Source organism: Pseudomonas sp. W2Jun17 (assembly GCF_023127795.1).
Taxonomy (GTDB): domain Bacteria; phylum Pseudomonadota; class Gammaproteobacteria; order Pseudomonadales; family Pseudomonadaceae; genus Aquipseudomonas; species Aquipseudomonas synxantha_A.
In genome coordinates this window covers 342,262-353,652 of record NZ_SPKO01000033.1, presented here as the reverse complement: position 1 = coordinate 353,652, position 11,391 = coordinate 342,262, and the positions used below count along the sequence as shown (strand labels likewise).

The 11,391-nt window shown below is 58.8% G+C and carries 12 protein-coding genes; 9 read left to right on the top strand and 3 right to left on the bottom strand.

The window, feature by feature from the left end:
• Nucleotides 1-50 precede the first annotated feature (50 nt).
• The 7 genes from apaG to E4O98_RS21635 all read left to right on the top strand — a co-directional run bounded on the left by apaG (nucleotide 51) and on the right by E4O98_RS21635 (nucleotide 8,072).
• Nucleotides 51-431: a Co2+/Mg2+ efflux protein ApaG gene (apaG, locus tag E4O98_RS21665; protein ID WP_032879182.1), complete on the top strand. Its 381-nt coding sequence runs from the start codon at nucleotides 51-53 to the stop codon at nucleotides 429-431.
• Nucleotides 431-1,282, top strand: a complete 852-nt coding sequence (locus E4O98_RS21660) for a symmetrical bis(5'-nucleosyl)-tetraphosphatase (protein WP_078822480.1) — start codon at nucleotides 431-433, stop codon at nucleotides 1,280-1,282. Before apaG ends, E4O98_RS21660 begins: the two co-directional genes overlap by 1 nt.
• Before the next feature lie 9 nt (nucleotides 1,283-1,291).
• Nucleotides 1,292-1,621 (top strand): thiosulfate sulfurtransferase GlpE, encoded by a 330-nt coding sequence (gene glpE, locus E4O98_RS21655; protein WP_223019021.1) that lies wholly within the window; start codon nucleotides 1,292-1,294, stop codon nucleotides 1,619-1,621.
• Between the two features lie 285 nt (nucleotides 1,622-1,906).
• Nucleotides 1,907-3,829: a PrkA family serine protein kinase gene (locus E4O98_RS21650; RefSeq protein ID WP_003194732.1), complete on the top strand. Its 1,923-nt coding sequence runs from the start codon at nucleotides 1,907-1,909 to the stop codon at nucleotides 3,827-3,829.
• A gap of 113 nt (nucleotides 3,830-3,942) precedes the next feature.
• Nucleotides 3,943-5,214, top strand: coding sequence for a YeaH/YhbH family protein (locus E4O98_RS21645; protein ID WP_248136213.1), 1,272 nt, complete (start codon nucleotides 3,943-3,945; stop codon nucleotides 5,212-5,214).
• Complete coding sequence (locus tag E4O98_RS21640; protein WP_005792056.1) at nucleotides 5,211-6,776, top strand: SpoVR family protein; 1,566 nt, start codon at nucleotides 5,211-5,213, stop codon at nucleotides 6,774-6,776. The genes E4O98_RS21645 and E4O98_RS21640 overlap by 4 nt, the downstream gene beginning before the upstream one ends.
• A 63-nt stretch (nucleotides 6,777-6,839) precedes the next feature.
• Nucleotides 6,840-8,072 carry a multifunctional CCA addition/repair protein gene (locus E4O98_RS21635; protein ID WP_228309043.1) on the top strand — a complete coding sequence of 411 codons (1,233 nt, stop codon included), beginning with the start codon at nucleotides 6,840-6,842 and terminating at the stop codon, nucleotides 8,070-8,072.
• 114 nt (nucleotides 8,073-8,186) lie between these two features.
• Here E4O98_RS21635 and folK read toward each other — a convergent pair whose 3' ends face one another.
• Complete coding sequence (folK, locus tag E4O98_RS21630; protein ID WP_032879174.1) at nucleotides 8,187-8,705, bottom strand: 2-amino-4-hydroxy-6-hydroxymethyldihydropteridine diphosphokinase; 519 nt, start codon at nucleotides 8,703-8,705, stop codon at nucleotides 8,187-8,189.
• Nucleotides 8,696-9,049: a dihydroneopterin aldolase gene (folB, locus tag E4O98_RS21625; protein ID WP_032879173.1), complete on the bottom strand. Its 354-nt coding sequence runs from the start codon at nucleotides 9,047-9,049 to the stop codon at nucleotides 8,696-8,698. The genes folK and folB overlap by 10 nt, the downstream gene beginning before the upstream one ends.
• Nucleotides 9,050-9,123: 74 nt before the next feature.
• Here folB and plsY point away from each other — a divergent pair, with 74 nt between their 5' ends.
• The gene (plsY, locus tag E4O98_RS21620; RefSeq protein ID WP_005792062.1) at nucleotides 9,124-9,693 is read left to right on the top strand and encodes a glycerol-3-phosphate 1-O-acyltransferase PlsY; all 570 of its coding nucleotides are present in this window, start codon (nucleotides 9,124-9,126) and stop codon (nucleotides 9,691-9,693) included.
• 31 nt (nucleotides 9,694-9,724) lie between these two features.
• Here plsY and tsaD read toward each other — a convergent pair whose 3' ends face one another.
• Complete coding sequence (gene tsaD, locus E4O98_RS21615; RefSeq protein ID WP_248136210.1) at nucleotides 9,725-10,750, bottom strand: tRNA (adenosine(37)-N6)-threonylcarbamoyltransferase complex transferase subunit TsaD; 1,026 nt, start codon at nucleotides 10,748-10,750, stop codon at nucleotides 9,725-9,727.
• Between the two features lie 203 nt (nucleotides 10,751-10,953).
• Between tsaD and rpsU the strand changes: the two genes are divergently transcribed.
• A complete protein-coding gene (gene rpsU, locus E4O98_RS21610; RefSeq protein ID WP_002551877.1) occupies nucleotides 10,954-11,169 on the top strand; it encodes a 30S ribosomal protein S21 in 216 nt (71 codons plus the stop codon).
• Nucleotides 11,170-11,391 lie beyond the last annotated feature (222 nt).

Here is an 11,391-nt window from a genome sequence, read left to right as displayed (position 1 = left end):
TGGCCTAGACTGACCCGCATCTGCTGTCCCCTGCTTTTAAGGCCTCTTGCATGTCCGATCCTCGCTATCAGATCGACGTCAGCGTCGTCACCCGCTTCCTGGCGGACCAATCGCAACCCGAACAGAACCGCTTTGCCTTTGCCTACACCGTCACCGTAAAAAACAACGGGTTGGTCCCGGCCAAGCTGCTGTCGCGCCACTGGGTCATTACCGATGGCGACGGCCAGGTCGAGGAAGTGCGTGGAGCAGGCGTTGTCGGCCAGCAACCCTTGATCAACAGCGGCGCCAGCCACACCTACAGCAGCGGCACGGTGATGACCTCCAAGGTCGGCACCATGCAGGGCTCGTATCAGATGAAAGCTACCGACGGTCATTTGTTCGACGCAACGATCAAGCCCTTCCGCCTCGCGGTGCCCGGAGCCCTGCACTGATGGCGACGTACGCGGTCGGCGACCTGCAAGGTTGTCTGGAACCTCTCAAGTGCCTGCTCGAGCGCGTAGCCTTTGACCCCGCAAGCGATCGCCTGTGGCTGGTGGGCGACCTCGTCAACCGAGGCCCCCACTCCCTGGAGACCCTGCGCTATCTCTATAGCCTGCGTGACTCGCTGGTATGCGTACTCGGCAACCACGACCTGCACCTGCTCGCGGCCGGCAATAACATCGAGCGCCTGAAAAAGGGCGACACCCTGCGCGAAATCCTCGAAGCGCCGGACCGCGCCGAGTTGCTCGACTGGCTGCGCCGGCAGAAACTCATGCACTACGATGAGGGCCGCAACATGGCCTTGGTGCATGCAGGCATTCCACCTCAGTGGACGCTGAAAAAAGCCCTCAAATGCGCCGCTGAAGTCCAAAGTGCACTGGCCGATGACACCCTGTACACCACCTACCTGGACGGCATGTACGGCAACGAACCGGTGAAGTGGGACAACGACCTCACGGGCGTAACCCGCCTGCGCGTGATCACCAACTACTTTACGCGGATGCGCTTCTGCACCGCTGAAGGCAAGCTGGACCTCAAGAGCAAGGAAGGCGCCGACACCGCGCTACCCGGCTACAAGCCATGGTTCGCCCATAAGGAGCGCAAGACCCGTGATACGAAGATCATCTTTGGTCACTGGGCCGCCCTGGAAGGCAAATGCGACGAACCCGGCGTGTTCGCCCTCGACACCGGCTGCGTATGGGGCGGCGCCATGACCCTGATGAACATCGACACCGGCGAGCGCTTCGGCTGCCAGTGTGAACCCCCTCTTTCCATTACCCAGCCGGCCGCCGCCAAACCATAGGAGCCCGCCATGACCGAATTCAAACGTATCCCTCCCCAAGAAGCCCAAGCGCTGCGCGAGCAAGGCGCGGTGGTCGTCGATATCCGCGACCAGCCTACCTATGCGGCAGCTCATATCCCCGGCGCCAAGCATCTGGACAACGTCAACATCGCCGACTTCATCCGCGCCGCCGACCTCGATGCGCCGCTGATCGTAGCCTGCTACCACGGCAATTCCAGCCAGAGCGCGGCCGCTTACCTGGTCAGCCAGGGCTTCTCCGACGTCTATAGCCTGGACGGCGGCTTTGAGCTGTGGCGTGGGACCTACCCTTCGGAAATTTCCAAAGGCGATTCGCAATAATTTTTTTCACACCCCGCTATCCCGCGTGACGCTTGGGCTTGCGCCGTTTCTGACGAACGGCGCAGCCAAACTAATTGCGCATCGCGCCTTGACCTCCCGGATTCCGAACTATCCTTAAGCGCAGGCCATCCGAATCAGGGGAGAGCCGGTACACCGGCGTACGGGTCATCGGTAGCGTTTCAGGGTGTTCTGGGGGGAAAACAGCCATTGGCGCGTGTCAATGACTGCCAGCATCCGCTGATTGATCCGGCGTCGGCTCCACGTATCGAGCGAGGTGACGACGTCATGAGTATCTTTAGCCACTTCCAACAACGCTTCGCGTCCACGCAGCAGGAAGAACTCACGCTTCAAGAGTATCTCGAGCTGTGCAAGCAGGACCGCAGCACCTATGCCTCTGCCGCCGAACGCCTGCTATTGGCGATCGGCGAGCCGGAGCTGGTGGAAACCGCCAACAATTCGCGCCTGTCGCGAATATTCTCCAACAAGGTGATCCGCCGCTATCCGGCCTTTGAAGACTTCCATGGCATGGAAGAATGCATCGACCAGATCGTCTCCTACTTCCGCCATGCCGCCCAAGGCCTGGAAGAGAAGAAACAGATCCTTTACCTGCTCGGGCCAGTCGGCGGCGGCAAGTCGTCCCTGGCGGAAAAGCTAAAGCAGTTGATCGAGAAGGTGCCCTTCTACGCGATCAAGGGCTCGCCGGTCTTCGAGTCGCCCCTGGGCCTGTTCAACGCCACGGAAGATGGCGCGATTCTCGAAGAAGACTTCGGTATACCGCGGCGCTACCTCAACACCATCATGTCGCCTTGGGCCACCAAGCGCCTGGCCGAGTTCGGCGGTGATATCAGCCAATTCCGCGTAGTGAAGCTCTACCCGTCGATCCTCAACCAGATCGGCGTAGCCAAGACCGAACCGGGCGACGAAAACAACCAGGATATTTCGGCACTGGTGGGCAAGGTCGATATCCGCAAACTCGAAGAATTCCCACAGAACGACGCTGACGCCTACAGCTACTCGGGCGCGCTGTGCCGGGCCAACCAAGGCTTGATGGAGTTCGTGGAGATGTTCAAGGCGCCGATAAAGGTGCTCCACCCACTGCTCACCGCTACCCAGGAAGGCAACTACAACAGCACCGAAGGCCTGGGCGCGATTCCGTTCACCGGGATCCTGCTGGCCCACTCCAATGAATCGGAATGGCACACCTTCCGTAACAACAAGAACAACGAAGCCTTCATCGACCGGATCTATATCGTCAAGGTGCCGTACTGCCTGCGGGTCAGCGATGAGATCAAGATTTACGACAAGCTGCTGTTCAACAGCTCCCTGGCCAAGGCCCACTGCGCACCCGACACGTTGAAGATGCTCGCCCAGTTCACCGTACTGTCGCGCCTCAAGGAGCCGGAGAATTCGAATATCTATTCGAAAATGCGGGTGTATGACGGCGAGAACCTCAAGGACACCGACCCCAAGGCCAAGTCGATCCAGGAGTATCGCGATACAGCGGGCGTCGATGAGGGCATGAATGGCCTGTCGACACGCTTTGCGTTCAAGATCCTGTCCAAAGTCTTCAACTTCGACCCCCACGAGATCGCCGCCAACCCGGTGCATCTGCTGTATGTACTGGAGCAGCAGATCGAACAGGAGCAATTCCAGGCGGAAACCCGCGAACGCTACCTGCGCTTCCTCAAGGAATACCTGGCACCGCGCTACATCGAGTTTATCGGCAAGGAAATCCAGACCGCGTACCTGGAGTCCTACAGCGAGTACGGTCAGAACATCTTCGACCGCTATGTGCTGTACGCCGACTTCTGGATTCAGGACCAGGAGTACCGCGATCCGGAAACCGGCGAAATCCTCAATCGAGTGGCGCTCAACGAAGAGCTTGAGAAGATCGAGAAACCGGCCGGCATCAGCAATCCAAAGGATTTCCGCAACGAAATCGTCAACTTCGTACTGCGCGCCCGTGCCAACAACAATGGCAAGAATCCCACCTGGCTCAGCTACGAGAAGCTGCGGGTGGTCATCGAAAAGAAAATGTTCTCCAACACCGAGGATCTGCTGCCGGTCATCAGCTTCAATGCCAAGGCCAGCAAGGAGGATCAGCAAAAACACAACGACTTCGTCACACGAATGGTCGAGCGCGGCTACACCGACAAACAGGTACGACTGCTCTCCGAGTGGTACTTGCGGGTGCGTAAATCGCAGTAAGGCAGCGACAAGCCAACGCTGCCAGGCATCCGGCCTGGCGGCTGACCGCTTGTCTCTAAGCTTCCAGCTCGCGGCTTGAAGCTTGTAACGTGAAGCTGCCCGGAGGGCTCCCCATGAGCTATGTGATCGACCGACGCCTTAATGGCAAGAACAAGAGCACGGTAAACCGCCAGCGTTTCCTGCGGCGTTACCGTGACCACATCAAAAAGGCCGTAGAAGAAGCCGTCAGCCGCCGCTCCATTACCGACATGGAGCATGGCGAGCAAATCAGCATTCCCGGCCGGGACATCGACGAGCCCGTGCTTCACCACGGGCGCGGTGGCAAACAGACCGTCGTGCACCCCGGCAACAAGGAGTTCACCACCGGCGAACACATCCAGCGCCCACAAGGCGGCGGTGGCGGCAAAGGTCCGGGCAAGGCCGGTAATTCCGGCGAAGGCATGGACGAATTCGTGTTCCAGATCACCCAGGAGGAATTTCTCGAATTCATGTTCGAAGACCTGGAGTTGCCCAACCTGGTCAAGCGCAACCTGACCGGCACCGACACGTTCAAGACCGTACGCGCCGGGATCAGCAACGAGGGCAACCCCTCGCGCATCAACATCATCCGCACTTTGCGTTCAGCCCATGCACGACGCATCGCCCTCTCGGGCAGCAGCCGCGCAAAACTGAAGGCGGCCAAGGAAGAGCTGGCGCGTTTGAAGCGTGAAGAACCAGACAACTTCGGCGATATCCAGGAAATCGAGGTAGAAATCGAGAAACTCAGCGCACGCATTCACCGCGTGCCGTTCCTCGACACCTTTGATTTGAAATACAACCTGCTGGTCAAGCAACCCAACCCCAGCTCCAAGGCCGTAATGTTCTGCCTGATGGATGTCTCCGGCTCCATGACCCAGGCCACCAAGGACATCGCCAAGCGTTTCTTCATCCTGCTGTACCTGTTCCTGAAACGGAACTACGACAAGATTGACGTAGTTTTCATTCGCCATCACACCAGCGCACGGGAAGTGGATGAAGAAGAGTTTTTTTATTCGCGGGAAACCGGCGGCACCATCGTATCCAGCGCCTTGAAGCTGATGCAGGAAATCATGGCCGAGCGCTACCCTGCCAACGAATGGAACATCTACGCTGCACAAGCTTCGGATGGCGACAATTGGAACGACGATTCGCCGATCTGCCGCGACATTCTGATCAACCAGATCATGCCGTTCATGCAGTACTACACCTATGTTGAAATCACCCCCCGTGAGCATCAGGCCCTGTGGTTCGAATACGAGCGCATCGGCGAAGCCTTTGCCGACACGTTCGCCCAACAGCAACTGGTCTCGGCCGGCGATATCTATCCGGTCTTCCGTGAACTCTTCCAGCGCAGGTTAGTGACATGACCGCCAAAAAAGAGAACAAGCGCCAACCCCTATCCACTGGCTCCGAGTGGACCTTTGAACTGATCCAGGCCTATGACCGGGAAATCAGCCGTATCGCGGCAGGTTATGCCCTGGACACTTACCCCAACCAGATTGAAGTGATCACCGCTGAGCAAATGATGGATGCCTATGCCTCGGTGGGCATGCCGCTGGGTTATCACCACTGGTCCTATGGCAAACACTTCCTCAGCACCGAGAAGTCCTATACGCGAGGCCAGATGGGCCTGGCCTACGAGATCGTGATCAACTCCGACCCGTGCATCGCCTATCTGATGGAAGAAAACACCATCTGCATGCAGGCGCTGGTGGTGGCTCATGCCTGCTATGGACATAACAGTTTCTTCAAAGGCAACTACCTGTTTCGAACCTGGACCGACGCCAGCTCAATCATCGATTACCTGGTGTTCGCCAAGCAGTACATCATGCAGTGCGAAGAACGACACGGCATTGATGCGGTGGAAGACCTGTTGGACTCCTGCCATGCACTGATGAATTACGGGGTCGACCGCTACAAGCGTCCCTATCCGATTTCAGCCGAGGAAGAGCGCCTGCGCCAGAAGGAACGCGAGGAGCACCTGCAGAAACAGATCAACGACCTGTGGCGCACCATTCCCAAGCGCGCCGGTAAAAACAACGACAAGGACAATGCACGCTTCCCCGCCGAACCCCAGGAAAACATCCTGTATTTTCTGGAAAAACACGCCCCGCTGCTGGAGCCTTGGCAACGTGAGATTGTGCGTATCGTGCGCAAGATCGCCCAGTATTTTTATCCGCAGCGTCAAACACAGGTGATGAACGAAGGCTGGGCAACATTCTGGCACTACACGCTGATGAACGACCTGTACGACGAGGGCCTGGTCACGGACGGCTTCATGATGGAGTTCCTCACGTCCCACACCAGCGTAGTCTTCCAACCCGGCTTCGACAGCCCGTATTACAACGGCATCAACCCCTATGCCCTGGGCTTTGCCATGTACCGCGATATCCGTCGCATGTGCGAACACCCCACCGAGGAGGATCGTCGCTGGTTCCCGGAGATCGCTGGCAGCGACTGGTTGTCGACCATCAAGTTCGCCATGAGCAGCTTCAAGGACGAGAGTTTCATCCTGCAGTACCTCTCACCTCAGGTGATTCGTGACCTCAAGCTGTTCAGCATTCTGGATGACGACCTGAAAGACGACCTTGTGGTCCCGGCTATCCATGATGAACCCGGCTACCGCATCATTCGCGAAACCCTGGCCGCCCAATACAACCTGGGCAACCGCGAGCCCAACGTGCAGATCTACAGCATCGATGTGCGCGGCGACCGTTCGCTCACCCTGCGTCATCAGCAACACGACCGTAAGCCGTTGGGCGATTCCACCGAGGAAGTGCTCAAGCACCTGCACCGACTGTGGGGGTTTGACATCCACCTGGAGACCCTGCAAGGCGATCAGGTGATGAAAACCCATCATGTGCCCCCGCGCAGCGATCATAACGACAACGACTACGGCCGCTTGGACATGGCCGTCGTTCATCTCTGAAACAGCAAAGCCTCCATTGCTCAGGCACAGGCGTTATCCTGTGCCGCTAATGGAGGCTTTTTCATGAAAATCTACAAAGTCGGCGGTGCGGTGCGTGATCGCCTGCTGGGCATCAAGGTCACCGATATCGACCGTGTCGTCGTAGGTGCAACGACCGAAGAGATGCTCGCCAAAGGCTATAAGCCCGTAGGGGCCGATTTCCCGGTATTTCTCGACCCGAAAAACGGCGATGAGTACGCCCTCGCCCGCACCGAACGCAAGAGTGGCCGAGGCTACGGTGGTTTTGTGTTTCACGCGAGCCCCGATGTCACGCTGGAGGAAGACCTGATTCGTCGCGACCTGACCATCAATGCCATGGCAGAAGACGATGACGGCACCCTGACCGACCCTTATCACGGCCAACGCGATCTTGAAGCGCGCATTTTGCGTCATGTTTCCCCCGCGTTCGCCGAAGATCCTCTGCGAGTACTGCGCGTCGCCCGCTTTGCCGCACGTTATGCACACCTGGGTTTCAAGGTCGCACCCGAGACGCTGGAATTGATGCGCCAGCTCAGTGAGTCCGGCGAACTGGAGGCCCTTACCCCCGAGCGCAGCTGGAAAGAAATCTCCCGCGCACTGATGGAGGATCAGCCACAGGTTTTCATCCAGGTGCTACGCGACTGCGATGCGCTGAAAACCCTGATGCCGGAGGTAGATGCCCTGTTCGGCGTACCGCAACCCGAAGCCCATCACCCGGAAATAGATACTGGCGTACACACCTTGAGCGTGCTGGAACAAGCTGCATTGTACAAACAGCCGCTGACCGTACGCTGGGCCTGCCTGCTGCACGATTTGGGCAAGGGCCTGACGCCTGTGGATAAGTTGCCGCAGCATATTGCCCATGAGCACCGTGGCTTGAAGCTGATCAAGGCGGTGAACGAACGCTTCAAGGTACCGAGGGATTGCCAGGAATTGGCCTTGCTGGTGGGGCAATTTCATACCCATGGGCATCGAGCGCTGGAGCTGAAAGCCTCGACTTTGCTGGAGTTGCTGCAAAGCTTTGACGTGTACCGCCGGCCGCAACGCTTCGAAGAATTTGTGATGGCCTGCGAAATGGATGCCCGGGGCCGCAAGGGTCTTGAGCAGCGCAGTTATCCACAGGCGGATTATTTGCGCGGCGCGGCGAAGGCTGCACGCGAAGTACCGGTCGCACCACTGCTGGAAAAAGGTTTCAAAGGCCCCGAGCTGGGAGAAGCGCTCAAGCGCGAACGGCTGAACGCGCTGAAAGCCTACAAGGAACAGCCTTCACCGAAATAACGGCCTTTGTGGCGAAGGAGCTTGCTCCCGCTGGAGTGCGAAGCGCTCCCAAAATAGTGGGGCTGCTGCGCAGCCCAACGGGAGCAAGCTCCCTCGCCACGGCAAGCTCGGCTTCTACAGGAGGGTGTCCGGTGTAAGTTGCTGGCCTTGCCACTCAAAGCCGACAGGCGCCAGCACCTGATCGATCTGCGCATCGCGCCACAGCTCGGCCATTGTCTTGCCAGCCTCAGGGTGAACACGGTCCGGCGCCATCATCGACAGCGGCCACAATACAAAGGCATTTTTCAGAATTTCGGCTCGCGGCAGGATCAATCCATCAAAATCCCCCACCAAGTCGCCATACAACAGCACATCGATATCCAGCGGTAACCCTTTGCGGTCAGGTGCATACCGGCCATTATCGGCCTCGATGAGTTTGAGTCGACGGTCCAGCTCCATCAACGGCAGGTCGGTATAGGCCGACACCACCAGGTTGAAAAACGGCCCGCTCTTGATACCCACCGGCTGGCTCTCGAACACCGCCGAGCAGCGCATCTGCGTCAGGAACCCTGCCAGCGCATCCAGGCCGGCACATAGACGGCTCTCGCGCTCGATGTTGCTGCCAAGCCCGAGGTAAACCTGAGTCAACGACATCCGCGCTCGATCTCCACGCCCACGCCCTTGGCAGCGGGCACCGCGCCTGGCTTGGTCAACTTGAGGTGCAACCAGGGAATCTGGAATTCGCTCATCAGCACTTCGGCTAGGCGCTCGGCAAAGGTTTCCACCAACTGATACTGGGAATGCTCGGCAAAGGCCTGGATACGCGCGGATACACTGGCGTAGTCCAGCGCCAGGGTCAGGTCATCACCCGCGGCGGCCGGGCGATTATCCCAAGCAAAGCTCAGGTCCAGGCGCAGGCATTGACGGATGCCGCGCTCCCAGTCGTAGGCCCCGATCACGGTGTCCACTTCCAGGCCTTCGATAAACACTCTGTCCAAGCACTCTTCTCCGCAGCACGACAAGGGCGCGATGCCCCGTTAGAATCAGGGCGTCCTCGCCCGGAATAGTTAGCATGTTTTGGTCACTGGCGATTTTCGCCTACCTGCTCGGCTCGCTGTCCTTCGCCATTTTGCTCAGCCGCCTGACGGGAAATCCCGACCCGCGAATGAGTGGCTCAGGCAATGCCGGCGCCACCAATATGTTGCGCCTGGCCGGCAAGAAACTTGCCGTCCTGACCCTGCTGGGCGACGTTTGCAAGGGCCTTCTGCCCGTGCTGATCGCCAGTCTCGCCGGCCTTACTTTGCAACAGCAGGCCTGGGTGGGCATATGCGCCGTCCTCGGTCACCTGTTCCCATTGTACTTCCGCTTTCGCGGTGGCAAGGGTGTCGCCACCGCGGCCGGGATGCTGCTGGGCATCTACCCACCGGCAGCATTGCTGGCCATGCTCGCCTGGCTGCTGACGTTCTACCTGACCCGTACCAGCTCGTTGGCCGCGCTGATTGCCACGCCGCTTACCCTGCCGCTGTTGGCCTGGCAGGCACCGCAGGCGTTACTGCCGATGAGCGTGCTGACACTGCTGATCGTCTGGCGCCACCGCGGCAATCTACGCGACCTGTTTGCCGGGCGCGAACGGCATTTTTAAATACGCCGGGCGAAACCGGTTCACGTAAGCCCTACAGCGGCGGCAACTGCTCCATCGGCCAGCGCGCCTGCACGCTGATCGCCAGGCTTTCATGCTGCCCGGCCTGCAAGCGCTGGCAGCCGGCGTAGGCAATCATCGCGCCGTTGTCAGTGCAGAATTCCGGGCGGGCGTAGAACACATGGCCTCGCATGTCGCCGAGCATTTTTTCAAGCGAACTGCGCAACGCCTTATTGGCGCTGACGCCGCCTGCGATCACCAGCCGCTTCATACCTGCCTGCTTGAGGGCGCGCTTGCACTTGATGGTCAAAGTCTCTACCACGGCCTGCTGGAACGCCAGTGCGATGTCGCAACGGGCTTGCTGACCGTCGTCCCCGGCGCTGACGCTCTGCTGCCAGGTATTCAGCGCGGACGTTTTCAAACCGCTGAAACTAAACATCAGCCCCGGCCGATCACACATCGGACGCGGGAAAACGTAGCGCCCGGCGACGCCTTTCTCGGCCAGACGGGCGATTTCCGGACCACCAGGATAGTTAAGCCCCATCATCTTCGCGGTTTTGTCGAACGCTTCACCGGCGGCATCATCCAGGGACTCGCCCAACAGCGTGTATTGGCCGATTCCATCGACCTGAACCAACTGCGTATGACCACCCGACACCAACAAAGCGACGAACGGGAACTCTGGAGGTGTTTTTTCCAACATCGGCGCCAGCAAATGGCCTTCCATGTGGTGCACGCCAAGGGCGGGAATACCCCAGGCAAAGGCCAGCGCCTGGGCGCAAGAAGCCCCAACCAGAAGGGCTCCGACCAATCCGGGGCCTGCCGTGTAGGCGATGGCGTCGATCTCGGTCGGCACACAGCCGGCCTCATCCAGCACCTGGCGAATCAACGGCAGCATGCGTTTGACATGATCACGGCTGGCCAGCTCCGGAACCACGCCGCCATAGGCGCGGTGCAGGTCGATCTGACTGAACAGTGCATCGGCCAAAAGCCCGCGTTCACTGTCGTATAGTGCGACTCCGGTTTCGTCGCAGGAAGTTTCAAGTCCCAGTACTAGCATGGGTTTGCGCCTTGTAGAGGCTGAATTCGAAGGCGCGCATAATAGTCGCCACTCCCCCTCCCGACTAGCGGTTTTCGATCAGAGGCTTTGCATTCCGGCCAATGAGGGGTTAACATCCGCAACCCTTAAAAACCGACGACCTCAGCCGCGAATTTTTTGCGACGAGAACGTTGATTCCCGGTAATGAAAGAAGGTAGCTCTGGATGCCAGCCGTCAAAGTAAAAGAGAACGAACCCTTCGACGTAGCTCTGCGTCGTTTCAAGCGCTCCTGCGAAAAAGCCGGTGTTCTGGCTGAAGTTCGTAGCCGCGAATTTTATGAGAAGCCAACTTCTGAGCGTAAGCGTAAAGCAGCAGCCGCTGTTAAGCGTCACGCCAAGAAAGTTCAGCGCGAACAGCGCCGCGCCGTTCGTCTGTACTAATACACAGACGTTCGTAGCAAGCTTCTGCCAAGCCCGGCCCTCAGCCGGGCTGTTGGCATTTGCGGATATCGCTTGATGCTTCACCGTCGACGCCGCACATGCGACCGAGACACTGCTTCACACGTCAGGGCTGGCTCTTTTGCCAGCGGTGCACGTCTCTTCTGACGAGCCTAACAAGGCTACTGACGAGCACACCTATTCTTCAAGCAGACGATCAACTGT

What these genes read in the sequence shown, in the direction of transcription:
- tsaD (WP_248136210.1), bottom strand. Translation starts at nt 10,750, where the DNA reads ATGCTAGTACTGGGACTTGAAACTTCCTGCGACGAAACCGGAGTCGCA.
- apaG (WP_032879182.1), top strand. Translation starts at nt 51, where the DNA reads ATGTCCGATCCTCGCTATCAGATCGACGTCAGCGTCGTCACCCGCTTC.
- E4O98_RS21645 (WP_248136213.1), top strand. Translation starts at nt 3,943, where the DNA reads ATGAGCTATGTGATCGACCGACGCCTTAATGGCAAGAACAAGAGCACG.
- rpsU (WP_002551877.1), top strand. Translation starts at nt 10,954, where the DNA reads ATGCCAGCCGTCAAAGTAAAAGAGAACGAACCCTTCGACGTAGCTCTG.
- plsY (WP_005792062.1), top strand. Translation starts at nt 9,124, where the DNA reads ATGTTTTGGTCACTGGCGATTTTCGCCTACCTGCTCGGCTCGCTGTCC.
- E4O98_RS21660 (WP_078822480.1), top strand. Translation starts at nt 431, where the DNA reads ATGGCGACGTACGCGGTCGGCGACCTGCAAGGTTGTCTGGAACCTCTC.
- glpE (WP_223019021.1), top strand. Translation starts at nt 1,292, where the DNA reads ATGACCGAATTCAAACGTATCCCTCCCCAAGAAGCCCAAGCGCTGCGC.
- E4O98_RS21650 (WP_003194732.1), top strand. Translation starts at nt 1,907, where the DNA reads ATGAGTATCTTTAGCCACTTCCAACAACGCTTCGCGTCCACGCAGCAG.
- folK (WP_032879174.1), bottom strand. Translation starts at nt 8,705, where the DNA reads ATGTCGTTGACTCAGGTTTACCTCGGGCTTGGCAGCAACATCGAGCGC.
- E4O98_RS21635 (WP_228309043.1), top strand. Translation starts at nt 6,840, where the DNA reads ATGAAAATCTACAAAGTCGGCGGTGCGGTGCGTGATCGCCTGCTGGGC.
- E4O98_RS21640 (WP_005792056.1), top strand. Translation starts at nt 5,211, where the DNA reads ATGACCGCCAAAAAAGAGAACAAGCGCCAACCCCTATCCACTGGCTCC.